The organism is Microbacterium paulum (assembly GCF_015707995.1).
In the GTDB taxonomy this organism is placed as follows: Bacteria; Actinomycetota; Actinomycetes; order Actinomycetales; family Microbacteriaceae; genus Microbacterium; species Microbacterium paulum.
The window spans coordinates 1-23,321 of the sequence record NZ_JAAGRY010000004.1 but is presented as its reverse complement, the minus strand read 5'-3'; the positions used below and the strand labels follow the sequence as shown (position 1 = coordinate 23,321).

32 protein-coding genes and 1 pseudogene are annotated in these 23,321 nt (G+C 67.9%); 16 read left to right on the top strand and 17 right to left on the bottom strand.

The window, feature by feature from the left end:
- Positions 1 to 130 precede the first annotated feature (130 nt).
- The 4 genes from G3N18_RS01950 (at position 131) to nrdH (ending at position 2,223) form a co-directional block, all read left to right on the top strand.
- Entirely contained in the window at positions 131 to 1,069 is a 939-nt protein-coding gene (locus tag G3N18_RS01950) for a helix-turn-helix domain-containing protein (protein ID WP_196382639.1), read from the top strand.
- A gap of 17 nt (positions 1,070 to 1,086) precedes the next feature.
- Complete coding sequence (locus G3N18_RS01945) at positions 1,087 to 1,350, top strand: hypothetical protein (RefSeq protein WP_230403752.1); 264 nt, start codon at positions 1,087 to 1,089, stop codon at positions 1,348 to 1,350.
- Entirely contained in the window at positions 1,347 to 1,694 is a 348-nt protein-coding gene (locus G3N18_RS01940; RefSeq protein ID WP_196382637.1) for a hypothetical protein, read from the top strand. Before G3N18_RS01945 ends, G3N18_RS01940 begins: the two co-directional genes overlap by 4 nt.
- 295 nt (positions 1,695 to 1,989) lie before the next feature.
- The gene (nrdH, locus tag G3N18_RS01935) at positions 1,990 to 2,223 is read left to right on the top strand and encodes a glutaredoxin-like protein NrdH (protein WP_196382636.1); all 234 of its coding nucleotides are present in this window, start codon (positions 1,990 to 1,992) and stop codon (positions 2,221 to 2,223) included.
- A gap of 38 nt (positions 2,224 to 2,261) precedes the next feature.
- Here nrdH and G3N18_RS01930 read toward each other — a convergent pair whose 3' ends face one another.
- The 5 genes from G3N18_RS01930 to G3N18_RS01910 form a co-directional block, all read right to left on the bottom strand.
- Positions 2,262 to 2,498 carry a hypothetical protein gene (locus G3N18_RS01930; RefSeq protein WP_196382635.1) on the bottom strand — a complete coding sequence of 79 codons (237 nt, stop codon included), beginning with the start codon at positions 2,496 to 2,498 and terminating at the stop codon, positions 2,262 to 2,264.
- Between the two features lie 10 nt (positions 2,499 to 2,508).
- Complete coding sequence (locus G3N18_RS01925; protein ID WP_196382634.1) at positions 2,509 to 2,730, bottom strand: hypothetical protein; 222 nt, start codon at positions 2,728 to 2,730, stop codon at positions 2,509 to 2,511.
- Positions 2,727 to 3,227 (bottom strand): hypothetical protein, encoded by a 501-nt coding sequence (locus G3N18_RS01920; protein ID WP_196382633.1) that lies wholly within the window; start codon positions 3,225 to 3,227, stop codon positions 2,727 to 2,729. Before G3N18_RS01920 ends, G3N18_RS01925 begins: the two co-directional genes overlap by 4 nt.
- A 477-nt stretch (positions 3,228 to 3,704) precedes the next feature.
- A complete protein-coding gene (locus G3N18_RS01915) occupies positions 3,705 to 4,445 on the bottom strand; it encodes an HNH endonuclease family protein (RefSeq protein WP_196382632.1) in 741 nt (246 codons plus the stop codon).
- On the bottom strand, positions 4,442 to 4,732 hold the full coding sequence (locus tag G3N18_RS01910; RefSeq protein ID WP_196382631.1) for a hypothetical protein: 291 nt from the start codon (positions 4,730 to 4,732) through the stop codon (positions 4,442 to 4,444). Before G3N18_RS01910 ends, G3N18_RS01915 begins: the two co-directional genes overlap by 4 nt.
- A 383-nt stretch (positions 4,733 to 5,115) precedes the next feature.
- Here G3N18_RS01910 and G3N18_RS01905 point away from each other — a divergent pair, with 383 nt between their 5' ends.
- From G3N18_RS01905 to G3N18_RS01880, 6 genes are read left to right on the top strand one after another with little or no spacing between them, the layout of a single operon-like run.
- Positions 5,116 to 5,907, top strand: coding sequence for a hypothetical protein (locus G3N18_RS01905; RefSeq protein WP_196382630.1), 792 nt, complete (start codon positions 5,116 to 5,118; stop codon positions 5,905 to 5,907).
- Between the two features lies 1 nt (position 5,908).
- Complete coding sequence (locus tag G3N18_RS01900) at positions 5,909 to 6,100, top strand: hypothetical protein (protein ID WP_196382629.1); 192 nt, start codon at positions 5,909 to 5,911, stop codon at positions 6,098 to 6,100.
- Positions 6,097 to 8,904 carry a hypothetical protein gene (locus G3N18_RS01895; protein ID WP_196382628.1) on the top strand — a complete coding sequence of 936 codons (2,808 nt, stop codon included), beginning with the start codon at positions 6,097 to 6,099 and terminating at the stop codon, positions 8,902 to 8,904. Before G3N18_RS01900 ends, G3N18_RS01895 begins: the two co-directional genes overlap by 4 nt.
- Entirely contained in the window at positions 8,901 to 9,257 is a 357-nt protein-coding gene (locus G3N18_RS01890; protein ID WP_196382627.1) for a hypothetical protein, read from the top strand. The genes G3N18_RS01895 and G3N18_RS01890 overlap by 4 nt, the downstream gene beginning before the upstream one ends.
- Entirely contained in the window at positions 9,254 to 9,571 is a 318-nt protein-coding gene (locus G3N18_RS01885; protein WP_196382626.1) for a hypothetical protein, read from the top strand. The genes G3N18_RS01890 and G3N18_RS01885 overlap by 4 nt, the downstream gene beginning before the upstream one ends.
- 42 nt (positions 9,572 to 9,613) lie before the next feature.
- On the top strand, positions 9,614 to 9,805 hold the full coding sequence (locus G3N18_RS01880; RefSeq protein ID WP_196382625.1) for a hypothetical protein: 192 nt from the start codon (positions 9,614 to 9,616) through the stop codon (positions 9,803 to 9,805).
- A 6-nt stretch (positions 9,806 to 9,811) separates the two neighbouring features.
- Here the strand turns inward: G3N18_RS01880 and G3N18_RS01875 are convergent, their stop codons facing one another.
- The 7 genes from G3N18_RS01875 to G3N18_RS01845 form a co-directional block, all read right to left on the bottom strand.
- Positions 9,812 to 11,548 (bottom strand): DNA cytosine methyltransferase, encoded by a 1,737-nt coding sequence (locus G3N18_RS01875; RefSeq protein ID WP_230403758.1) that lies wholly within the window; start codon positions 11,546 to 11,548, stop codon positions 9,812 to 9,814.
- Positions 11,549 to 11,577: 29 nt separating this feature from the next.
- Positions 11,578 to 12,180 (bottom strand): hypothetical protein, encoded by a 603-nt coding sequence (locus G3N18_RS01870; RefSeq protein WP_196382623.1) that lies wholly within the window; start codon positions 12,178 to 12,180, stop codon positions 11,578 to 11,580.
- Positions 12,173 to 12,469 carry a hypothetical protein gene (locus G3N18_RS01865; protein ID WP_196382622.1) on the bottom strand — a complete coding sequence of 99 codons (297 nt, stop codon included), beginning with the start codon at positions 12,467 to 12,469 and terminating at the stop codon, positions 12,173 to 12,175. Before G3N18_RS01865 ends, G3N18_RS01870 begins: the two co-directional genes overlap by 8 nt.
- The gene (locus G3N18_RS01860) at positions 12,469 to 12,978 is read right to left on the bottom strand and encodes a hypothetical protein (protein WP_196382621.1); all 510 of its coding nucleotides are present in this window, start codon (positions 12,976 to 12,978) and stop codon (positions 12,469 to 12,471) included. Before G3N18_RS01860 ends, G3N18_RS01865 begins: the two co-directional genes overlap by 1 nt.
- A gap of 19 nt (positions 12,979 to 12,997) precedes the next feature.
- On the bottom strand, positions 12,998 to 13,450 hold the full coding sequence (locus G3N18_RS01855) for a hypothetical protein (protein ID WP_196382620.1): 453 nt from the start codon (positions 13,448 to 13,450) through the stop codon (positions 12,998 to 13,000).
- A gap of 151 nt (positions 13,451 to 13,601) precedes the next feature.
- Entirely contained in the window at positions 13,602 to 14,525 is a 924-nt protein-coding gene (locus tag G3N18_RS01850; protein ID WP_196382619.1) for a Mom family adenine methylcarbamoylation protein, read from the bottom strand.
- A gap of 111 nt (positions 14,526 to 14,636) precedes the next feature.
- Positions 14,637 to 14,843 (bottom strand): hypothetical protein, encoded by a 207-nt coding sequence (locus G3N18_RS01845; protein WP_196382618.1) that lies wholly within the window; start codon positions 14,841 to 14,843, stop codon positions 14,637 to 14,639.
- Positions 14,844 to 14,895: 52 nt separating this feature from the next.
- Between G3N18_RS01845 and G3N18_RS01840 the strand changes: the two genes are divergently transcribed.
- Positions 14,896 to 15,153 (top strand): hypothetical protein, encoded by a 258-nt coding sequence (locus G3N18_RS01840; protein ID WP_196382617.1) that lies wholly within the window; start codon positions 14,896 to 14,898, stop codon positions 15,151 to 15,153.
- A 229-nt stretch (positions 15,154 to 15,382) separates the two neighbouring features.
- Positions 15,383 to 16,063, top strand: a complete 681-nt coding sequence (locus G3N18_RS01835) for a helicase associated domain-containing protein (RefSeq protein WP_196382616.1) — start codon at positions 15,383 to 15,385, stop codon at positions 16,061 to 16,063.
- Positions 16,064 to 16,082: 19 nt separating this feature from the next.
- Here G3N18_RS01835 and G3N18_RS01830 read toward each other — a convergent pair whose 3' ends face one another.
- Entirely contained in the window at positions 16,083 to 17,360 is a 1,278-nt protein-coding gene (locus G3N18_RS01830) for an AAA family ATPase (RefSeq protein WP_196382615.1), read from the bottom strand.
- Between the two features lie 46 nt (positions 17,361 to 17,406).
- Complete coding sequence (locus G3N18_RS01825) at positions 17,407 to 18,564, bottom strand: hypothetical protein (protein ID WP_196382614.1); 1,158 nt, start codon at positions 18,562 to 18,564, stop codon at positions 17,407 to 17,409.
- A gap of 409 nt (positions 18,565 to 18,973) precedes the next feature.
- Here G3N18_RS01825 and G3N18_RS01820 point away from each other — a divergent pair, with 409 nt between their 5' ends.
- Positions 18,974 to 19,405, top strand: a complete 432-nt coding sequence (locus G3N18_RS01820) for a hypothetical protein (protein WP_196382613.1) — start codon at positions 18,974 to 18,976, stop codon at positions 19,403 to 19,405.
- Here the strand turns inward: G3N18_RS01820 and G3N18_RS01815 are convergent.
- Together G3N18_RS01815 and G3N18_RS01810 are read right to left on the bottom strand one after the other, a co-directional pair.
- Positions 19,402 to 20,607, bottom strand: coding sequence for a vWA domain-containing protein (locus tag G3N18_RS01815; protein ID WP_196382612.1), 1,206 nt, complete (start codon positions 20,605 to 20,607; stop codon positions 19,402 to 19,404). The genes G3N18_RS01820 and G3N18_RS01815 overlap by 4 nt on opposite strands.
- Positions 20,604 to 21,734 (bottom strand): AAA family ATPase, encoded by a 1,131-nt coding sequence (locus G3N18_RS01810; RefSeq protein WP_196382611.1) that lies wholly within the window; start codon positions 21,732 to 21,734, stop codon positions 20,604 to 20,606. The genes G3N18_RS01815 and G3N18_RS01810 overlap by 4 nt, the downstream gene beginning before the upstream one ends.
- Before the next feature lie 334 nt (positions 21,735 to 22,068).
- On the opposite strand from G3N18_RS01810, the gene G3N18_RS01805 reads away from it, so the two are divergent.
- Genes G3N18_RS01805 through G3N18_RS01795 form a run of 3 tightly spaced genes read left to right on the top strand, consistent with a single transcriptional unit; the run spans position 22,069 to position 23,017 of the window.
- On the top strand, positions 22,069 to 22,263 hold the full coding sequence (locus G3N18_RS01805; protein WP_206692883.1) for a type II toxin-antitoxin system HicA family toxin: 195 nt from the start codon (positions 22,069 to 22,071) through the stop codon (positions 22,261 to 22,263).
- Positions 22,260 to 22,628 (top strand): antitoxin HicB, encoded by a 369-nt coding sequence (locus G3N18_RS01800; RefSeq protein WP_196382609.1) that lies wholly within the window; start codon positions 22,260 to 22,262, stop codon positions 22,626 to 22,628. Before G3N18_RS01805 ends, G3N18_RS01800 begins: the two co-directional genes overlap by 4 nt.
- Before the next feature lie 29 nt (positions 22,629 to 22,657).
- Positions 22,658 to 23,017, top strand: coding sequence for a hypothetical protein (locus G3N18_RS01795; protein WP_196382608.1), 360 nt, complete (start codon positions 22,658 to 22,660; stop codon positions 23,015 to 23,017).
- 9 nt (positions 23,018 to 23,026) lie between these two features.
- Here the strand turns inward: G3N18_RS01795 and G3N18_RS01790 are convergent.
- Positions 23,027 to 23,321 (bottom strand): annotated as a pseudogene (locus G3N18_RS01790) (SAM-dependent DNA methyltransferase); the annotation flags it as partial.

Below are 23,321 nucleotides of genomic sequence, written 5' to 3'. Positions count from 1 at the left end.
GAAGCTGGCGGTTTGTCGACTTTCCCAGCGGGCGCCCACCCCTTGTAGGTAGGAGGGACCGCCTCTCCGGTTGCATCGGAAACACGGAGGGCTTACATTCATAAATGTAAGCAACTTTGAGGGGTGAAGGATGGATAGGACGACGCTCTGCCCGCCCGATCACAAGCACGGCAACACGCCGACCTGCTACCGGGTGCACAAGTGCGGATGCGCGAAGTGCCGCGCCGCGAACACGACTCGCTGCTATGAGCGGAAGAAGCTCATCGCCTACGGCAGGTACGACTGCGGAATGTCGCCGACATCACCCGTCAAGGTCCACATCGGCCTCCTCCTCCGGCACGGCATGACAGTGACCGCGATCGCTACCGCCGCTGACGTGAGTGCCGACACCGTTCGTGCGATCTGGTTCGGCAGCAAGAAAAGGGACGGCAGCGGTCGGGGTTCGTCCCCCGCGCGCATCCATCGCTCCACGGCAGAGAAGCTCCTCGCTGTCACTCCTGACCTGGCGTCGCTCCCCGCGGAGGTGAAGGTCTCGTCGCGAGGGATGCGTCGACGCATCCAAGCGCTCGGGACGCTCGGTTGGGCGCAGACCCGCTTGGCGAGGATGCTCGGCATCAGCCAATCGAGGATGGGGAGGATCCTCACCGGCGAGACTGACATCCCGGCCAAGCTGCACAACGCTGCAGCGGCGCTGTATGAGCAGCTGTGGCGGACCCCCGCCCCTGACGTCACTCGCTACGACAAGGCCGTGCGCACCGGAGCGCTCGAGTACGCGCGCGCGCGCCGATGGCTGCCCCCCATGGCGTGGGACGACATCGACACCGACGACGAGCCTGCCCTCGTCGACGAGGAATCGGTCGTCGACGACGTCGCGATCGACCTCGCTCTGTGCGGTGAGCGCGTGAGCTTGACCCAAGAAGAGCGACACCTCGCCATCCACCTGGCTCGCGAACGGGGATACAGCCTCGAGGCAACGGCGCAGCGGCTCAACATCACGTCGAGGACTGTCATGCGCGTGCTGCACGTACCCGAGATCTCCGCCGTTCCCGACGTGCAGTTGGCCGCCTGATGAGCAAGACCCTCGACATGCTCGAACGCGTCGAGCATGGCACGCCGGCGGGGTTCCTCGACGGATGCAAGAGCCGCGGCGGATGCCCCAACCACGGCTCGCGCACCCTCACCACCTGCGCCGAGGCCGCCAGAGCGCGCCAACGCCACTACGTGCTCTCCAAGCTCGATCTGAGCGTCGAGATCACCCGCGCCATGATCCGCCTCGCTCGCCGCGCCGACTTCGAAGGCGTCCTCGCGATCGTCGCTGCTGCCCATCAGGTGGAAGAGCACACCCCGTGAGCACCGGGATGCTGCGCAGAGCTCGAACCGCGTACACCGTGTACCTGACGCAGCCTGCAGACGCGATCATCGAACCGCCGCCTCTCCTCGTCGATGCCGACCACGTCGTCAACTCTGGGATGCCGCGCCGCGTGCTGCCGAAGCTCCTCGGGTTCGCGGACCCCACCAGCGGCATCATCGGCACCTGGGCGCGAGAGATCTCCGCGGACCCCACCGCAGCAGTTGGGACACGCCCTGTCATGCTCGTCGACGGACGCGTCTGGAGGCACCCGGGCATCGTCGCGGCTGTCACTGTGCGCGTTACCCCCGCGGGCCCCGATGACTACGCGGACCGCAGCACGTGAGCTCCGCCAACCCGCCTGCCTTCGAGCACTTCTTCGTTCCCGCCGGACCCGGCCGCTGGGGTTGCGGATGTGGCGAACGAGGTCGCGCCGCAGCGAGCGCCGGCGGCGCACTCGCCGGCTACGACACCCATATCGCCCGCGTCCTGAAAGCTGCACGCTCCACCACCCCCCGTCAGGAGAGGTCCTCCTGATGCGGCGGGAAGGGCCGTCCCCCGCGCGCAGGGGTAGGACTATCTGCCCCGCGTGTCTGAGGTCCACCGCACACTACGATCCGAAGAGAGGAGGTAACCCCCGCATGACTGTCACCGTCTACAGCAAGCCCTCATGTGTTCAATGCTCGTCCTCGTACAGAGCGCTGGACTCGAAGGGCATCGACTACGAGGTCGTGGATATGAGCCAGGACGCTGACGCGCTCGAGCGCGTCAAGGCCCTCGGCTATCTGCAGGCCCCCGTCGTCATCACCGACGAGGATCACTGGTCAGGCTTCCGGCCCGACAAGATCGCCGAGCTCGCGGCCCGACTCGTCTGAGTGCCGCAGCAAGTGAGGGCGTCCGTACGCGGGCGCCCTCACTGCTGTTCCTGAGCCGTCTCGGCCGCCCACGATTGCAACAGAGCTGCGCGCAGGTGCTGATTCGACTTGAGCATCCGTGACACATCGTCGCTCCCGGCTGAGCGGGCTACCTCTCCGTCGATGGTGCGCACGTGGTCGGCGCGGGATGCCCACCGAGTGAGCTCGCCTTCGTCGACGTCGACGGTGGTTGTGAACTGCACACTCTGCGTCCAGGTGATCGTCTGCCTGGCCATCACTCCCCACCTACTCGCGGCGGAAGAAGTCGACGAGCGAGACCGTCAAGGCATAGGACACGAGCAGCAGCAGCCCCACCATCAAGAGCCGATCGAGGACCGGCATCATGAGTACGCCGAGCCATGCCGCGAGGCCTACCGCGGCCGCGGACACGAGCACCGTCAACTGGCGCCGCAGGCGACGCTGGAGCGCCGCAGGAAGAGAGCGGCCGGGGCGCGAAGCGGTGCTCATGCATCTGCCCTCGACTGCAGCGTCGGGAACCCGTCCTCACGCGTCCACCCAGGAGTGCAGGCGGCGATGCCGCGGAAGTCGCCGTGGGTCTCTCGCGGCCAATGCTGCAGCGGTCCCCGCCGCAGGCTCTCCCCAAGTCGGGCCGCGATCTGGCGCGCCTGCGAATGTTCCCACCCGGGGTGTGCTGCGCAGTTGCGGACCACATGGCGTCGCGCCGCTTCCACCTGAACAGCCACCGCCGGCGACAGGGTGTACCTCAGCGCGACTTCCATGACCGGCCGCCACCGGTACGCCGCCTCCGGGGGGTTCGACCCCTCGGAGAGGCTGACGGCGTCGAGGTTCGCCTCAGCCAGGTCGCGGCCGACGCCATCGGCGATGTGCGTGACGCACTGTTCCCCCGTCGGTAGCGGCTTCTTCGGGTCGGGACTCAATCCCAAGACCATCAGCGCCGATACGAGCAGATCGATTGTGTCGCTGCGGACGACCTCTGTGCTCATGACCACTCCCAACTAGACTGTATCCCTGACAGTTACTAACTGTATCTCGGAATGGGAGGCTCGACAAGCTCCTCGTCTTCGCTGGCTGCTCCTCGTGGATGCGTCCTGAGGTGATCAGCCAACTGAGCGGCCTTGTCGGGGACGACTCGAGGAGCTCGCGCAGTCCGCTCTCGCAGGACGGTTCCGAGCGCGACTGAAGGCGAGCAACGAGCTCGCGCGCACGCCCGGTAGCGACGCAGCCGGGGGCAACATGAAAGACGCCCGGGTGGAGTGGCGGGAGATGAGAGGAGCGTTCGTGTCAGGGAATCACTTCTCAACCGCCACACCCGACCGGGCGTCTTCCAAGCACAGTACCGCGCCCTTCAGACACCGCGCCGTCGCGGAGCGCCGTTGGGGGCCTCGAGGGGCCCGCATGGCTGCGCTTCGGCTGATTCGGAAGGAGTAGTCGGTGCCGCTCGGATGCCGCGAGGCGGGCGCTCAGCCGCAGTTGACGAGTGCGGAGTGGAGAGCCGACCGGTCGGTCTTCGTCAGCTCGATCCTGTAGGTGGCGGCGACGAGAACGAGCCGGGCGGCGTAGGTGCAGCGGTAGCTCTGGTTCGGGGGGAACCACTCCGGCCCACTGTAGCTCTTGGACTGGTTCGTGGGTCCGTCGACGGGGGTGAGGTTGAGGGGGTCGTTCGCGAACTCGAGTCGCTGCTCGTCACTCCAGTTGTCCGCGCCGCGCTGCCATGCCGCAGCCAGGGGCCAGAGGTGATCGATCTGGACAGCTTCACTGGTCCCCTGCCCCCGGGTGAAGGTGATCGTCCTGCCGGTGTAGGGGTCATCGAGCGTGCCGTGGAGGACGACGCAGTCGTTGGTCCGGGGCTTGAAGGTGATGGAACTCATCCACGCTGCGAGCTCTTGGTTGCGGGTGTCGCAGCCGTTGCGATCGACATCGGCCCATCGCTGTCCGAAGAAGGCCCGGTCATACGGGCGTGTGGTGTCGGTGGTGGTGTCCTCGGGGAGCTGGTCGAGTGCGGCATTGATGGCCAGGGTGTCGTAGGAGGGGACACCATCGGTGACCGTCACGTAGCCGGCGGCGACCAGAGCGTGAAGGTCGGGGGTGGGCACAACCTGGTGGACCTTCGGGGTGAACTGTGTGATGGCGATCGCGACCGCGGCCGCCGCTGCAGCGACTCCGAACGCAAACGTGAGTGCACGTCGTTGGACGCGTTTCATGCGGCGAGCTGCCGACCGTTGGGGATGTCGTCGATGAGTTCCTGGAATCCCGCCGCTGCGGCGAGCATGATCTGAGCGTCGTCGGTCAGTCGCTGAACAAGGGCATCATCCGTCCCTCCTGCGGCGCGATTGATCTGCACGACGAGCGCGGCGGCGTTGTTCAGCGCCAGCAGGCGAGACTTCTCCAGGCGGCGTGCCTCGATCTCGGGAGCCGCGCGCACTGTGGCGGCGGGGTTGGCTTGCTTGTGCAGTACCTTCATCGCCTGCATCGCGGATTCGTTCGCCATCTCATCGCCTCCTAGTAACTATCTCTGTCAGTTACATTCTAGCGTAGTTCGTCGTGCGTTGCGCGCCCCGATTGACGCGGCCGCTCGTCCTCGGTGGGGTCGTCACCTCTAGGCGCGACGGGCTCCACGGGCGGCCCGAGACGGGCGCGGAGATCGGGTCGGTTCTCGTCGACCCAGCGGCAGACCTCTGCCCATTCGACGGATGGCCAGGTGTCGCGATCGGGCATGTCGGCGAGCATATGCGTCAGTCGGGACAGGCCCCCCTGTCGGGGTGTGGGCGGACGATGGGTGTGCACGCGAGAAGCTTGCGAGCGGCGTCGAAAGCTGCCTAGTATGAAACTAACAAAGGTACGAATAAGAGCGGGGGAGTGATGACCGGTCAAATGACTGCTGAGGAGCTGGAACTCACCAGCTCCTACGTCGACCCGTACCCGGGCAGGAAGGGCCGCGAACGCATCGTCGAGACGTGCGGATCCTGCGGCGGGACCGGCGTATACAGCGCCCCCAGCAAGATCACCTTCTACACCTCGGCCGTTCATGACGTCACGACCGGATGCTTCTCCTGCGCCGGCACCGGCGCTCGGTCCTTCCTCGTCTCCTCCGCCCGCCAGACCGCGCGACGTCGCGCCCAGGAGGCTGACCGCACGCGTCGAACAGCCGCGCGGATCGCCCGGGCGCGAGCGGCGTTCATGGCCAGCCACGGCGCCGTCCACGAAGCGCTCGCGGAGAAGCACGCGCTGCTCCGGCACACCGACCCGATCCGCGGCCGCATCGGTCTCCTCCTGCAGGCCGCGGAGGAGTCCCACGCCGGAGATCTCGACGTCGACGAGTGGCGGGTAGCAGCTGAAGCTGCTCTCGATGACCTCGCTAACCGGGAGGAAGCGAAGCGTCCAGTTCCGACCGGCCGCGTGGAGATCGAGGCCGATGTGCTCTCTACGAAGTGGGTCGAGAGCAAGTACGGAGGATCGCTGAAGATGCTCCTCTCGGGGGCCGGGTGGAAGGCGTGGGGCACCGTTCCGAGATCTCTGGACTTCAACGGCCGCCCCGCACGCGGCCACCGGGTCGCCCTCACCGCCACGATCGAAGTCAGCGTCGACGACGAGGCGTTCGGGTTCTTCTCGCGCCCCACCAGGGCGCGTATCGTCACCGCCCCACCTGTCTCCGAGGAGGACTGACATGGCGCACACCTTCACCTTCACCGTCACCGTCGAGGTCGAACGCGAGCAGGGGAAGTTCGCGTCTCGCGATGAGATGGCCGAGGCGATCATCGAGTGGCTGGAGAACGCCGACGAGGGCTCCATCTACGGGATCGGCGCCGACGGTGACAGCACCTACAACACCACCTCATGGGAGGTCGAGCAGGCATGACCGGCAGCGACCTCACACCGCGCCTCGGCTCCGACGCGGCCTCCACGCGGGAGTCGCTCGTAGCCGCGCGGACCGAACTCGCCCGCCAGCGCGCGTCTATGGAGGCTGAACAGCAACGGCAACGCGCGGACCTCGAGAAGCAGCGCAAGGAGCTGGAAGCCCAGTTCGACAAGGCGCGTCGTGAGCTCGAGGCGCGGATGGCCCCCCTGAAGCAGCAGCTGGAGCAGATGGCCGAAGTGCTGTGGACCGTGGACCTCTACCTCGGCCGAGACGAACAGCTTCAGCTCGTCCGCGACGGCAAGCCGGCGCCCGCGGAGACCCCCATCACGCTCCGCCAGAAGGTGCTCGTGATGGCCGAGGAATCGCTGATCATGATGGGGGGAACCCACACCGGCCTGACCGCCGACAACATCCCCGAGTTCATCGACTGGCTCATCTCCGACGCCGCCCACCTGGACCGTGTCCTCCCGGAGCCCAAGGGCGTCGTCGTGCTGATCCCCACCAAGGTGGAGTCGCGATCGGGGAACCTGTGGGAAGACGCCGGCCGCGACGCCGCCAACCAGCGCAGCTACTGGCTACTGCGCAACGGCGAGAAGCTGTACCTGCTCACCGTCGATCCCGCGCTCCGGATCCGCGATCGCGTGCTCCCACGTAGGCGGGAGTTCGTCGAGGTCTTCGACCGTGGCCTGTTCGGTTTCGGGCGAGGCGCCAAGGAGCCCGTCCGACCGGGCAGCGAAGAATGGTTCGAGATCGAGAAGATCGCTGACGCCCGCCGCCGGCACTACATGCGGATCATGCTCGTCCTGCAGGGCCTCGTCGACCGCACCCCCGTGTGGCACCCACTCCCGCCAGCTGGAGTCAGCTTCCTCTCGATCGCCGACCAGGACGCCGGCAAGATCCAGCTGATCCAGGACGACGAAGACTCCATCCAGCTGGGAGAGGGCGGCGAAAGCTTCGAGAGCTGGCAGCGGCGCCTCAACAAAATGCTCCGCCCCGGGCTGCGCGTCATCGGGAACTGGGGCGTACGGGACTTCCGATCCCTCCACGTCGAAGGGGACAAGTGGACCCGCGGCTACCACCCCCGCCTCCACCCAGGCAACGCCGAGTACCCGGCCGCGAACGTACCGCACCTGATCGAAGGGCGCCGCGACGGCGGGTTCGTGATCCGCTACGAGCGCGCCGAGCCGATCTACAAGCGCAACATGCCCGTCCCCGGCGAACCCGGCTACATCTACCGCGGCGAGACCGCGGCGACGGCGCAACTCCGCGCCTCGTGCGTGATCATGCCCGACGACTCCTGGGTCCTGCCGTTCGACCTGGTCAGCATCCCCGAACTCGAACGATTTCTCTACTCGAGAGAGGAACGCAGCAAGCACTTCCTCTCGATGGTGCCCACCATCCGCGCAGCTCTCGACGCGAAGCACTCCGAAGCGCAGCAGGAGAACGACTTCCGCGGCCTCATAGGACAGCTACTCGTGACAGAAGGCGCCGACGCCGAGACGATCGAGCAACTCGTCGACGAGCTCGTGCACTGGTGGAAGCTCGCACACACCTGGACGAAACCGCTCAACGGCAGCGGCACACACGAGAAGCGCGCCGCCGACCAGATCCTTACCGAGCACCGCTCCCGCCGCGCGAGCGCCGTCGACCACGGCGCCACGCAGATGATCAAGCTCGGAAGCGCCCTGCCGGGCGCGATCGCCGTCGCCCGCGACCGGCAAGGCAGATGGTTCGCGTACACGCCCTCACCCGACGATCGGAAGGAACGGATCTACCTCGACGTGACACGGCTCTACCGCAACGGGAAGATCGGGACCACGTCGACCTGGCAGCTCCTCCCGCAACGAACCGCCTCCGCGCTCCACGTCGCCTGGAAGAGCGAAGCATGGGACACATGGACCTTCGGCGCGAACCCGTCCCACCACCTGACCGCACCCGAACGGCAGTCCCTCATCGCGGCCGCGATCGAACGCACGCCAGGAACTGCGCTCTGCGTCACCGAACTATGGGACCCGCGCCGCCCCGCCTCACGCAAGCTCTTCACCTACGCCTGGGCGAGAGAAGGAACACCCGCCGACGCCCAGATCACGCCCGACCACGACCCGCTCTCCTGGCACCACCAAGCCGACCCAGTCGTCCGCTCCCACGGCTGGGACATCACCCGGCTGAACGGCGCCGTCTCACTGACACCGACCACCGACTACGGAGAAGCCCCACACGCGTTCTCGACCTACTCGGGAGGCTCCCGCTGGGGCCACACCCCCTGGTGGCCCGCCGACGCGCGCGACTACGGCGACACACGCCCCACGCTCGCCTGGGCCGACGAACAGCTCCTCGACGAACTGACCCAGTGGCGAACAGCATGCCGCCTCGCACAGAAAGCCGCAGACGACGAACGCGCCGCCTTCGCCGCTGAAGCGAACCGCTACACCGGCCCCGTCGTCGACCTCATCCGACAGCAGGTCACCGACGCCGCTCACGCGAGATTCGTCGAGGACTACGGCCCCAACGCCGAAGATCTGTGGCCCGCTCACCTGAAAACGCTGAACCTCGAACGGCAACTCCTCCACCCCCGCACCGTGCAAGGCATCATCGCGATCTCGCTGCGCGCCGACCGGCCTGTCATCGGAAGAACCCTCGGCGAGCTCGCGGACTACGCCTCCGAGCATGGAAACGCCCCCGGCTTCGAATGGCACCCCACCTACATCGCCGGCGTCACACCCAGAAGCCACCGCGTCGACCTCAACGGATTCGACTCCCTCACCGTCCCCAACCCGCCCAGCGAAGAGACCAGCGAGCCATGAACTACCCCCTGACCTTCACCAAGCAGATCTCCGACGACCAGATCGTCGACCTCATCGACCTTCTCGACGGGCGCACCTCGCCGTGGCTGATCGCCACCGAAACCGACCTCGACCACGAACACGTCACGGTGACGCACTACCTCCACCGCCCCGACGAAACCGAAGGCACCACCACGATCACCTTCACCAACATCCTCGCCGCGCTCGCCGCGCTGCACGACGAGGGCGAGCTCTGCTGCGCGGCAGCGATGGTCGGAGACCACCTCGGCGCCGGATGCGCCGTCGACGCCGACCTCGTGCTCCGGCGCGCTCTACTCGGCGCGCCAGCCGATCGGTATCAGGAGGAGAAATGAACACCACCCAGACCGCGCCTGCCCCAGACGCTGAAGAGTCCGCCTCGGTGACCGTCACGGGAACCGTGCGCTCGCCTCTCACGCTGACTCGACGCATCTCTGATCGCACCGCGCGAGTCAGCTTTCGCATCGACGGTCCGGACGGCGCCTACAACGTCCACGCCTCCGGCTCGCAAGCAGAGCTGATCCGGGTCGCCGTGCGCAAGGGAGACACCGTCACCGTGACGGCGGTGCGCGCGACCCGATGCCACCCCGCGCAGACGATTCCTGACCTAGAGGTCAGGTTGATCGACCTCGACCTCGAGGTCGTCTGACACGTAGACCTCAATGCTCAACTGGCCGCGATCGCGCCGATCGTGATCGCCCTCGCCGGAGCCATCATGATCGGGGTCGGCATCCCTCTGCGGATGCGTCAAGACGACGAGGGCGGGACGCTCAGGCTCGTCTACGTCGGCCTGTTCCTGAGCACCCTTCTCGGCATCGCCTACCTCATCATCCGGCGCGTTAGCCACCAAGCATCCGCTGACGAGACCGCTCCGTCTCGTTGATCGAGATCAAGCCGCGAGCGCCCAGCTGTCGTACCCGAGAGATTCCATGCACGCGGCGATGATGTCGCGCGCGGCGTTCGGGGTGACCGCGTTCCCGGCCAGGCGGACCCGCTCCCGCTTGTTGCCGAGGAGGACATACGACGTCGGGAACGCCATCCCGCACTTCACCTCGTCCGGTTCGAGCATCCGGAACTCGGCGTCGTAGACCATCTGCCAGATCTCGTCATCGGTGAGCGTCGATGCAGGTTCGGGCAGCGCATCGGTCTCGATGAGAGATTGGTGTCCCGCGGTCGTGAGAGTACGCAGCGGCTCGGATGCGGGGGTCGTCTGCCACGCGGACTTCTCCGGTCCGCCGTTGTTTCGCATCAGCAGCGCGTGGTGGTTACCGGATGCCGCGACCGTGTCGATCGGCGATCTCGTGGACTTCGCGACTCCGTGGTTCCGCAGCGGCACCAGGATGCCCGTCTCGTTGCGCGTCGACTGGGTACGCAGCGGGTCCGCGGCCCGGCGAGCAGTCTTCCCGTCACGGCCCTCGACCGGCACGAGCAGCGCGGCGTGGTTCCCGCCGGCGACCAGCGAGGGCAGCGGGTCCGACGCCCGGCGCGTGCGGGACAGGTCCGCCCCCGAGACGTTGTTCACGATCAGCGGCGGCGTCGCGAGGAACTGCGACCCGGCGGCGGTGATCGACCCGATCGGGCAGTCCGTTGGCCGGGCCGGTGTGGTGTTCCCTTCACCTCGGACAATGAGGCCCTTCGACGCGGTTGTGTGGAGGGTGCGCAGTGGCTCGTCGACGGGCCACGCCCGGTAGTAGGCGTCGGGGTTGCCGTGCTGGGGGTGGCGGGGCGACGCCGCGTCGTACGTGTTGCCGGCGGCTTCGATCACCATCGGCGCCCAGTGCCGCTTGACGCCGTGGAAGGTGCGGAGCATCGTCTTCTCCTCGAGCTCCCGCATCCCGAGCGCCTTCCGGTCGCCGATGCGGGTGCCGCGGCGCGACCAGTCGATGATCGTGTCCGCGCCGGCCACCGTGGGGAACACTTCGGTGTTGCAAGACGGGTGCGGGCAGCGCAGCGTGTACTGCGCGCCGTACGTCTTCATCGGGGAGCCCTTCGGCTTGAAGACCTGCACGGATTGGATCAGGCCGTGCTCAGGGCAGATCGCCGCGGGGCGCAGCCACTTCTCGAACGCGGGGCGCGGGTTACCGGCGCGCCAGAACACGATGTAGACGCGGTCGCGGGACTGCGGGGCGCCGTCCCCGAGGGCCTGGGCGTGCATCGAGTTCAGCCAGACCACCTCGTGCAGGTAGCCGAGGTCGTGCATCGACGTCAGCCAGCGGTTCCAGTGCACGCCCTTCACGACGCGGGGCACGTTCTCGACGATCACGATGTCGTAGAGGTGGTGCGCGGCGAACCTCGGGACGTCCCACATGCCCATCCGGGAGCGGTCTGCCGCCTCGTTCGGGAGCGAGTCGCCGAAGAAGTCCCACGCGAGCTGCCCGTCGGGGAGCTTCTCGCCGCGCGCCTGCGACCAGTAGGTGCACTCCGGGGAGAACCAGCCGATCGTCGTGCGTGGGTAGCGGCGCGGGTCGGCCTTGTTGACGTCGGCCTTGTCGTGATCCGTGTCCGGGTGGTTCGTGTTGTGCGTCTCGATTGCGAGATCCCAGTGGTTCACTGCCATGCGCACTCGCACCCCTGCTGCGACGCCACCCGTCGACGAGCCCCCCGCCCCGCAATAGAAGTCGCTCATCGTGGGCTCTGACGTGCCGATCCGCGGCGTCATGATTGCCCCTCCGCGCCACCGCATGCGGCGATCGCGAGTGATGCGTGCTCAGCCCACTTGGCGACTTGTGCGATCCCTTGGTCCTCGAGGCGATCGCGCAGCTGGTCGAAGGCTTCGATGCGCTCCGCGTGCCACTCTGCGGCTTCGTGCTCGGACGGTCGCAAGCAGCGTGACCGAGTGGATCCGCAGCGCGGGCACGGCACCATGGACAGGCATGGCTCAACCGTGAAGTGCTCGACCTTGCAGGCGCTGCACATGGTGATCACGAGGGGGCGGCCGTGGGTGTCGATCATGGACGGCTTCGCGGCCTCGTACTCGGCCCGCGTTGTCGGGCGAGGGATCGGTTGGGTGATCGGCATCACTCGTTCCCGACGGTGTTGGGGGGGCGACGGAGCGGCCGAACTCTGATCCGCGGCGATCGCGGCCTGGCAGTCGGCGCACGTCACGGATGTGGGGTTGGTGGAGATGCCCGCGTTGCGGCTCGTGCCGCAGTAGGCGACGCCGTAGCGGTTCGCTGCGCACACGCGCTTCGACGCCGAGGTCGAGCGCGCCGGTCGGTGAGACTTCCACCACTGGTCGATGGGGCTTCCGTCAGGCATGCTCCGAACCTCCCGAACCGAACCAGTCACCTTCGGCGAACAGTGCGGCCTCCTGAATCTGCGCGCACTGCTTGCACACGCGGCCCCTCGCGGTGGATTCCAGCCACGGCCGGATGCCCTCGCCGCTGCCGTAACCCAACCCGTTCTTCGGCGCGCAGATCGCTTCAAGCGACGGCGTGCCAAGACGTGCGCTCATGCGGTCGGAAGGGCGGAAGTAGTGCTCCGACCGCGCGCCACTGGGGCGATACCAGCCCTCACTCTGGAACGTCTCGATAGGCCGTGCGGGCATCACTTACTCCCGTCCTCGTGGTTTGCGAGCGCGTCAAAGTTGACCCCGGCGGCACGCATCGGCGCGGTGAGGGTATCGAACTGGACGGGAGTGATGAGGTCGCGGGCGATGATCGCGCACGCCGCATCCCACGCCGCATCCCACGCCGCACCCGCACGCCACGCCGCATCCCACGCCTCAACCCGCGCCGTATCCCGCGCCGTATCCCACGCCGTATCCCGCGCCGTATCCCGCACCTCAACCCGCGCCGCATCCCACGCCTCAACCCGCGCCTCAACCCGCGCCGCATCCCGCGCCGCATCCCACGCCTCAACCCACGCCGCACCCCGCGCCTCAACCCACACCGCACCCCGCGCCCACTGCTCTTCGGTGAGTGTCGGGAGGACGGCCAGGTACTCCGCCAGCTCGACGCCGCGGGCCTCGTCCGCTTCAGCCTCCTCGCGGGTTTCACGCGGCTGGGCGCCCGGCAGAGAAGTCGCCGTGTACGTGGTCTTTTCGTCGATGGTCATCTCTAGTCTCCTTTGTCTGTCAGTGCTCGGGATCCACCGGCGACGGATCGACCGAACCGTGCTCCGACGCGGTGAAGGCCTCTGCCGCTTCCCACACCTGCTCAGACGGGATGCCGCGAGCGTCGAGGTAGTCGAACATCAGCTCGTGCAGCAGACCGCCGTCCTCGGTGAAGTGCCAGAGTCGGCGTGCGACGTCGTTCGCCTGCTCGCGCGACACCTCCTGGATCGCGACGAGCGCCGCCGTGACCTGCGCCTCAGCGATCATCGCTGTCATGGCGTCGAGGTAGCGGCGCATCGCGTCCTGGTACTCCGGGTCGTCCTTCGACATCCGGAAGACGCGCGCTGAGAGCGGTCGTGTCTCGGCGGACCACCCCATCGCGAGGCGCGCGCCGTGCACGATCAGGGCATCGGCCGTAGCGTCCTCCTCACGCTCCGGCCACGCCGTCAGCTTCAGCAGATCGTCCTTCTCCATCACAGACTCCTACCGTTCGTGTGGGCCGAGCACGGGTCGGTCGCTTCGGGTTTCGATGGGCGGCTGCCTCTACCAACAAGGGGTGGAACTGGATGGTGTCGGTCGACAAAAGACCCTGCGTCCGGTGATGCCAGCGCATGGTCGGCGCCGATCAGTGGTGACGAGTGGTGAGCGAGCTGCTGAGTGGTGAGCGAGCTGCTGAGTGGTGAAGCGAGCTGCTGAGTGGTGAAGCGAGCCGGTGGGTGGCGGCCTTCGGGTAGGGGGTGGTGGCAATGGCGATCGCTGATCGCTGTTGCTGTCGGCGGGGCCCGATGGGCCACGCGTATCGGAAATTTCCCGGATGGCGTAGACGTGTCGCGCCGACGTCGTCCAGTGCGGACCGCAGCCAGGTCAGAGGATCCTGGCCTCGGCGTCTCGGAGAGGCGCCGAGGCTGACCAGCCGCTTCTCCGCCGCTGCGCTGCCGCTCTCCTGTTGGCGGATCTTCGACAGCGTTCGCTCGGACAGCACGGTGCCGTAGCGGGGGAGGTAGATGAGGGTGCGTGCGGTGGATCGGCCACAGGCGATCGCGCCGGCGCCCTGGTAGCACGAGCCCACATGGCCGGGACTCAAGATCTCGACCGACTCGGTCACGCTTCCATCTGGCAGGGTGACTGCGGCCACGCGGTGGCGAGGGAGGGGATCAGCGAAGGAGACGATGCCGCGCAGGCCTGTCGCGGCCGCTTGCTGCCACACCCGGGTTAGGAACCAGCTCTCGGCATTGGCAGGAACGGGGTCGGTGAGGACGAGTCGGCCGAGCTCGAGCGACTCTGTGAAGGGCTCCAGCTGCGGGAAAACGTTGGACAGAACGGATGCGGCCATGGGCACGCTCAAGCAGGCGACGCCGACTAGCCCCAGGCCGTCGACCTGTGGCGTGGAGTCATCGATCAGACGTTCGTCTCGGGTGAGCATCCCCCAGGAGAACCGTGTTGCCGGCAGCGTTCCGGCGTAGTGGTGCCTGGCGACAATCAAGCGGGCGAGGGATTCGGGAATCGGTCGCACCTCGAACTGTGAGGCATCGAACCCTCCTTCGCTCACGTGCCGCCAACTGTGCCGACCACCTGCCCACCGCTGGCAGTAGGGGCTTGACGGGTTCGTCAAAGGCGGTGGCTGCACGGTTGTGACTCCGCCCCAAGTGGCCGCCACGGCTCAGCCTTCCGTGATGCGCTGCAGGGTGTCGACGATGATCGCGCGGTCGGCTGCAGTGATTGAGATGGTGCTGACGAGCGTGTACCCGTCGGCGGCGTAGCCATCGAGCTCCTCCTCGCGGCGGGCGAGTGCTTGGTTGCTCTCGTACTGGGTGTCGGCGGCAGTGCTGACTGTGGTGCGGATGCTTCCGATACTGGCTCGACGCATGATCACTCCTGTTCGTATCCCTGACAGGTACAAAGTAGCATCTACTTCGGACATGAAGGTACAGAAGCAGGAGGATGGTGTTCGGGAGCGTGTATCGCCGCCGGGACTGTCGGTGGACGACGATAGGGTGTCTAGTTATTCCGATGTCAACGTCCTAAGCGCGCGAATGGAAGTGCCGATGAACGAGCAACAGCGCGGAGCCGCCAGAGGGCGAGAATCCTGCCTGCAGAGAGCGTTCGTTCACATCGAGCGGAAGCTCGACAGCGTCACTCGCGTGAAGCGCGTCGATACCGAAAGTGGGCGTTCATGAGCGGCCGGCGCGGCGCCGTCCGCAGCCGCGCAGAGCGCGCCATCTGCCCCGAGTGCGGCCGCAACACCGCAGCGATGTGGAACGCCGATATGACCGCCCTGCGCATGGCGTCCACCTACCTACTAGCGCCGCATAACATCGCCCCGCGCACGAGATGCCGGGGATGGATGGTCGGCAAGGCAGACATGGTGCCGAGGCCATCCACGGCGGCTGCAGAAGGGCCCGAACAATGAGCATGAGACCCGCGGATTGGTCCGCGTTCCTCGAGCAGCTCGACTGGTGGATCGCGCGCCACGGAGATGCCCGCGTTCCGCAGGCGGCCACGAGCTGCGCCGGCGGCGTCGACTATCCCCTCGGCCAGCGGGTGAAGAACGTGCGCATTCGCTACCGTGCCGACGCGCTCAGCGCCTCCCAGATCGCCGAGCTCGCAGGCAGAGCGGGATGGTCGTGGGATGGATACTCGGCCCGGTCGACGAAAGTCTGGTCGAAGCACCTCTCGCGGCTTCAGGCATATGCGACCGAGCGCGGGACGCTCGACGGGCTGGAGCGCGCCGACGCGCCGCTCTCACGATGGCTCCGGCAGCAGCGCAACGAGCCGCTGACGCCATCGCAGCGACGTGAGCTCACGCGGATCCCCGGTGCCCTCGAGGAGCGCAAGACGCGCCAGGGGGACTTCATCACAGCGCTGCTGTCCTGGATCTCCACAGAGCCCGAGCGAGACGCCGGCAGCCTGCGGTACGCGGACACACACCGCATGGGCCGCCGTAGCATCCCCCTCGGCCGCCGCGCCGCCTACTGGCGCGAGCGGCACGCCGCCGGCCTGCTGAGCGACACGGAAGTGGCCGCGCTCGACGCGGTCCCAGGATGGGACTGGTCCCCGCCGACGCGACGAGGACCTGCCGAGGGGTGACCGGCGCCGGGCGCAGGTCTCATCCCGCGGCGATGAGGCGGCCAAGCAACTGCTCTTGAACAGCGATCCGACCCGACTGAGGGTGCTCGGCCAGCGCCGTAGCGAGAAGATCGGGCGAGCGCTCATCGGACACCACCGACACGTGCGCGCGGTGCCGCGAGAGAGCCACGCACAACCGGCCCAGGTCGAGAGCGAAGCTCTCGCCCACGTCATGACCGAGCAGCGGGTGGATCGCGACCACAGCCTCCCGCTGAAGCCCCTGCGCCTGATTGATCGTCCCCACGAACACGTCAGGCAGATCAGCCAGCCCCGCCGCCGCAAGCGCCGCCTGCTCCACGTGAGGCGCGATCACGGCCACGTCGGCCGCACCGATGGGGCGGGTGCCGTCCGGGGTCGTGACCGCAGCCCGGGCGATGAGGTCTCGGACAGCCCCTGTCGCGGTGAGAATCACGTGCGGATCGGCGGTGCCACCCGTCGCGGGCACAGGCATCGCCCTGTACTCAGGAAGAGTGTCGCCGTCGAGCGTCAGGTGCCGAGGCGGCCGAGCGGACGTGAACGGGAGCGCCGGATACAGCGGCGCGAGAAGGTCGGCGGTGTCCTGGCCGAACCGCCACGTCTGCGGCAGCCTCAACCGCGCCACATCGTCGCCGTGCGCCGCGACGAGCGCCTGGGGAGCAGGGACATGCGGGCCGGTGCTCTGCGCGTCCCAGCGCCGCGTTATCCCGGTAACCACAGGGTCGATCTGGCCCGGGTCGCCGACGAGCACAAACTGATCGGCGAGCGCGCCGAGCGCTCCGAGGTCGGCGAAGGTGAGTTGGTAGGCCTCGTCGATGAGGAGGACGTCGAAGTGGACGCTGCGGTTGCCGGGAACCCAGAGCCAGCGGGCGGTGGTGGCGACGATGACGCCGTTGCCGGGGCGGAGCGTGCGGGAGTTGGTGAGGGTGACGCCGGGGTTGAGGGTGCGGGGGCGTTCCTTCTCGGCGTCAACGTGGAGGATCGTGGGTGCGCCGGTCGCGGCGGTGCGGTTGGCGACGTCTACGGCTTGTGCGCGGGTCTGTGCGGCGACGGCGACGGTCATCCCGGCGCGGGTGTGCAGTTGGTGGGCGAGTCGGGTGATGAGGTGGGTCTTGCCTGCTCCGGGAGGGGAGTCGATGACGACTGCGGGGTCGCCGCTCCATACGGAGAACAGTGCTTGTGCGAGCGTGGGATTGCGCAGGTGATCCGTCGCGCTCGCCGTGGTGGGGGAGGCCGTGGTGGCGGGTGGGGCTTGGGTGGTTGCGGCGGGTGCTTTCCTCATGGTTTCAATCTACAAGGGGCCACCGACACCGGGATAAGTAGACAGTTTAGGTGCCAGCCGCGGCGACGATGACGTCGAGAGGAACGTCGCCGCGGCGGGGAACGGGCTTGCCTCTCCCGGCGATCCAGTTGGTGCCGCGTCGGTATCCCGCGGATGCGAGTTGGCGTGCGGTGGCCTGCATGTTCGGATCGACCCGTGCGGGACGGAGGGTGACCCGGTCGCCGATCTTGACCTCGCGGTGGCGGCGAGGAATGCCGTTCACGGTGATCGTCAGTTGCGCGGCGGTGTCGATGGTGGCGGCGGTGACGGTCCCGGTGATGCATTCGACTGCGCCTGCGTTCGCGGGGTCGCCTGCCCAGCCGCTGACCCTCGTCCCGACGCGGAGCCTGCTCAGCGGACGGTCGGCGGCGATCACGGCGGCATCGTCGGCGCGGGCGATCACGTGGCCCGGGACGAGGGTTCCGTCGTGCGAGGCGGCTAGGGCGACGAGGGGGTCCGACAGTCGCAGGGACTCGTACCACTCTGCCGCGTGAGAGCGGCCGATCAGTCCGAGCGCGGCGTCGATGCGGGTGTCTTTGGTCCACCAGGGGCGTCCTGCCGCCAGACGCTTCGTGTACCGCTCCCAGGAGGCGGTGTCGAGGATGCTGGCGTGGAGGATGCCCGGAAGGAGGGGGCCGGAGGTCGTGCGGCGTGCGAGGTCGAGGAGTCGCTGCGGGCCTGTGATGGTGACGCCGAGCCAGTGCGCCCAGGTGTCGACCTCCCGCTCGCGGTCGGGGTGGACGCCGAGGGTCCAGCGCAGCCGTGCGGCGTCGGCGACGACGTGCACGGCGTCGGTGCCGGGGTAGTCGAGACGGTCGTCCCACCAGCCGATCACAGGGGATGCAGCGGCGTCGGGGTAGGCGCGTGCGAGCGCTGTGAGGGTGGCGAGGTCGCGTGAGGTGCCGACGACGACGGGGCGGCGCGGGGCGGTGAGGGTGGCTCCGAGTGAGGCGAGGGCGTCGAGGCCTGCCCGGTCGGTGCCGGTGAGCACGCGACCGGTGTTGTCGTCTGTGGCGGCGAGGTAGACGTGATCGCCGTCGGTATCCACGGTCACGGCGATGCCGCCCGTGGGCGGGATCGCGGGTGCATACGCGGCGGTGGGGACCGGGGCGGAGGTGTGCGCCGCGCGGAGCCGAGCGCCGAGGTCGAACTGTGCGCGGCTCACGGGGCCACCGTCCCGTCTGGGGTGGGGAGGGCCGTGTCGGACACCTGCCAGCCGGAGCGGATCGCGGGAGGCGTGCAGGAGCCGCCTGAACCGCTTGTCAGATCGTCGAGCACCGTGCGGAGGTCGGTGCCCGCAGCCTCGCAGATGCGGTCTCCCAGCCGTATGAGTGCGGAGTCGATGGGTGGTGTTGCTGAGGTCATGGTGTCCTCTCTCTGTCTACTTCCAATGTACCGAGGGGCACCGACACCGGCAGAACTAGACACATCCGGTGAACAATGAGCCAAGAGGCATCGACGGGCGCCGTTGCCTTGTCGAGTCCCGCAGAGAAGGCCCTCATCGATCAGGCGAGCTCGAGGCCCTTCCCGTAGGAGCACCCGGCGCATCGCTGAACGCAGGGCATGATGTAGCAATGACACGTGACACGCAAGCGGCAGACTCTCCTACACGCGGATGGTGGTTGATCGTTTCTGCGATCGCGCTGGTTGTGGCGCTAGTAGTGCCGCTGTGGACCGTTCCGGAGCTGCCCGATCCGGCAACCGCTGCAGCCTGGATCCTCGTGATCGGTGTGATCGTCAACGGTGCCGGTATGTCGATCCGCGCGGGCGTGCACGGCGCGCAGCGCGGAACGTTCATGGCGTTGATGGACGGTGTCGGGAAGGTTCTGAGTCTCATCGGCTGGAGCTCGACCCTCTTCTTTGTCACTTTCAATGCCCTGAATGGCACGGACGCCAACATGGGCGTAGCGATCGCAGTGGTCATATGGTCTGTACTCGGAATTGCCCTATTCCTGTTCGTCTGGGGGGTGGCCCTATTTCGTCGCTCCGTGAGGGCGAGGCGCTAATTCTCGGCAGTGACGGCGGGGACGTGGAGGCCGCGCGCCCATGCGGGGAGCCTGCTCATGCCGCGCTCGCGAGTGAGCACAGCGATGAGGCGGGCACGGGTCGGGTGCGACGGCCAGGGAGTGTCCCCATCGGTCAGGACGATGATTACATCGGGGCTGGGCGTCAGTGATTCGGCAGCCGCGATCCCGACCGTCATGTCGGTCCCACCGCCGCCGATCAGCCGGACATCGCGCGCGTGCCGCACATTGCGAGCGCGGGTGGCGCGGGCGTCGCACGCGATCACCTTGACCGAGCCTCCAACCGCTTTGACGACGCCGCCAATCTCGCTGAGCGCGGTATCGAGGTCGGCACGGGTCATGCTCCCCGACGTGTCGATGACCACCGCCGCCGTCACGCGCGGCGCGCGCATCGCGGGGGTGATGATCTGGGGGAGGCGGCGGCGCCCGGGCCGCGTGTATGTGTATGTGATCCGACCCGTGGTGAGCGAGGCCGCGCGACGCACCATACCGGCGAGCATCTTCCGCCACGGCACCGTAGGCGCGGCCAGTTCTTCACCCGCCCAGCGCGACAGCCCAGCCGGGACGGTGCCGCGCCCCGTCGCCGCAAGGTCGCGCACGTCGTGCGCGACCTTGCGGCGCGTGATCGTCACCTGACCGTCGTCCAACCCCGGCATCCCGGGAGCATCGGGTGCCGGTTCCCACGGTTGCCGAGGGTCACCCGCACCCGACCCGCACCCGACCTCGCTCTGCGGCGGCTGGGGCGAGATCGCGGCGTAGTAGGCCTCCTCGACGCCCTGAGCGGGCAAACCGAGGCTTGCCGGTGTGACAACCCACTCCGGCAGCGGCAGGCCCGCAGAGAGCAGATCGTCATTGATCGCGGCATCCGCGGCGATGTTCCACCGCGCGTGATCCACCGGCCCCGGCAACGCCGCGGCGCGGCCCGCGTGGTCGCGCACCAGGTGGAACACCTCGTGCACGAGAACGGCACCCGACACCTGCGGACCCCACTCGGCCAGGGTCGCCGGGTCGACGTACAGCCGCCAGTGCGCGTCCACGGCGAACGTGGCCAGCCCGACCGCTGCAAGAGGCCGCACCGAGAACAGCGCATGGGCGAGGTAGGGAGCAGACTCGACGGCAACCAGACGCGCTGCGGCGAGCGCTCGCCGTTCGTCGTCGGTGAGGGGGCGGATGGTGGGGTTCATGCTGCGGCCTCCTGGGGGATCAGTCCGGCGTCGGTGAGGATCGCGAGGAACGCGCGGGCGCTCGCCGGGGGGCGGGTTCCGGTGGGGCGGGACTTGAGGAGGGCGCGGGCGTTGGCGGCGGCGACGTCTTGCAGTCCCGCGTTGGCGGCGGCGGCGAGGGGTGCCCATGCGGCTGTCCAGCCGGTCTTGGTGCCGTCTGCGGTCGCGTAGGCGGTGACGGCGGTGAGGGTGGCCCACGCGCGGGAGGGTTCGAGGGTGGCCCACGGGACGGACTCGGGGTCTGCCAGCACGTCGGCGGGGTCGGGGAGGTCGTTCAGGGAGCGCCAGGCGATGAACTCGGTGGCCGCGCCCTCGCCGACCAAGCCGCTGGCGGCGAGGAGGTTGGCGGGGGTGTCGCCCGGGTCGAGGAACGCGAGCACGTCGGCGGTCATCGTCCAGGTGCGGTGCGAGGGCCAGGCGCGTCCGCTGGCGGCGTCGTCGCGGGGCAGGGCGTGGAGAAGGTCGGGGCGGGTGCGGATGAAGGATGCGACCTGAGCGCGGCTCGCGGCGCGGAGCAGGGGTGAGTAGTCGAGTACTCGACCGGACGCGGGCACCCGGAAGCCGGTGGTCATGCCGTCGATCCAGTCGTCGGTGGCGGGTTCGTGGTCGATGTGGAGGAACCGGTTGGCCATGGGTGCGGCCAAGTCCCAGCCGTCGGCGGCTTGCTCGGGCGGGTTCGCGGCGGCGACGATGCGCACGCCTCGCGGGAGGGTGAGATCGCCGACCACCCGGTCGAGGACGACGCGGAGCGCTGCGGCCTGCACGGCGGGCGGTGCGGTGGTCAACTCGTCGAGGAACAGGTAGCCGTCATCGACCCCGGCGAGGCGGACCGCCCAGGCGGGCGCGGCCAGTTCGACGCCGGTGTCCTGCACGACGGGCAGGCCCGCGAAGTCGGCGGGTTCGCGGAGGGACGCGATCACGGTTTCCATGGGGATGCCCTCGGCGTCGGCGAGCGCCTGCAACAGCGACGACTTGCCGATGCCGGGCTTGCCCCACAGGAGCACGGCGACCCCGGCGCGGCCCGCTGCGCGCATGACGGTCAGCAGGGGGTTGGACTGGCGGTTGAGGGTGGGGAGTGCGGTGGTCATCGTGGGTCTCCTCACAGGTCGAAGTAGTCGTGGGTGCTGGCGAGGGCGAGCTCTGCGAACTCGGCTCCGTAGGTGGTCGCGTAGTAGTCGGCGACCGTTTGGGCGGGGGTTGTGGTGGCCATTTCTGATCCTCCTAGTAACTGGTATCCCTGACAGTTACAAACTACTAGGGGGGTCAGACATTGAAGGATCGCGAACGAACGTCTCGCGAGAGCAATCCCGGATTCAGAGAGCCAGACACTTCGCCACCTCAGTGAGCTCGGGATCCAGAGGTATCTAGGGGGGATTGACATTGAGTATCTAGCCCCCCTAAACTAGTCTTATGGTCAAGCCGATGAGATACCGATCGCTCGTCGCATTGCTGCGGGAGGCCGGGTTCTCTTCGAGGCAGGGCAAGGGCGATCACGAGGTGTGGTCGAAGGGTTCCCAGCAGGTCGTGATCACCCAGACGCGCGACGTGTCGCCGGGGCTGGTTCGTAACGTGCTGAAGGCGATCGAGGCATCCAAGAAGGAGGATCAGGACTCATGAACATCACCGCAACGGCTCACAAGTGGGAGCGCGGCTGGGAACTGCACATCGACGGCAACGCCGCCACTCAGGTTGCAACGCTCGATAAGGCCGAGCAGCAGGTACGCGACTACCTCGACAGCATCGACCCCCGCATCGACCACAGCGACTGGACGATCACGGTCGTCCCTGACATCGGGGCGCTCTATGACGAGGTTTCGGCGGCCAGGCAGGCAACGGAGGAAGCCACGGCGGCGAGCGTACAGGCGGCCGCTCAGGCGCGCGCCGCGGCACGCCACCTCCGCGAAGCCGGGTTCTCCGTGACCGACTCCGCGGCCATTCTTCGAGTCTCCCGCGGGCGCGTTTCACAGCTCATCGCGGGCTGAGGATCAAGGGGTGAACCATGGTTGATGCAGTGACCGTCGACGCCAACGATGCACCACAGGGGCGGCGGCCGATCTTCCTCGGCGCGGACTACGTCGCGACTGCGCACAATGGCCGCTACTACACCGAGGCGTGGTCGTTGACAGACGGGGAGACGGTCGTGATCGTTCGCGAGAACGGTGGAACAAGTCTCATGAATGCCTCGGAGCGCATAGCCGCCGCGATCGACGAGCGCTGGTACAAGAGCGGCACTCCGATCCGGATCATTGAGGATTGGGGCACGGATCGGACCGCGCTCGGTCATCGGTTCGTGGAGAGCTCGCGTGAGGGCGGCCACTGGGCGTTGGACTTCGACGAGTGGGACAGTCGCGGGCTCGTCCTGCCCCGCTGAGGGCCGCGCTCAAGCCGACCCAGTGAGTTCGAGCTTCCGAGCCCAGCCGTCGAGAACGTGCGCCGGAGTCGGCCATGTGTCGAAGTGCTCCAGCGTCAGGGAGTTGCGTCGATTGACCACTGCCGGCACTCCGAGCAGCGACAGCTGCACATAGCTCATGTGCACGGCGATCGCGCTGATGTCGTCGGCGGTCACGTGCACCTTCGTCTGATACTCGATGCCCTGCGCCGCGAGCGCTTGGGTCATCGCGATCATCATGGCGCCGGCGCCGCAGGCGGGTTCGTAGACGGTCAGGAACGGGCGC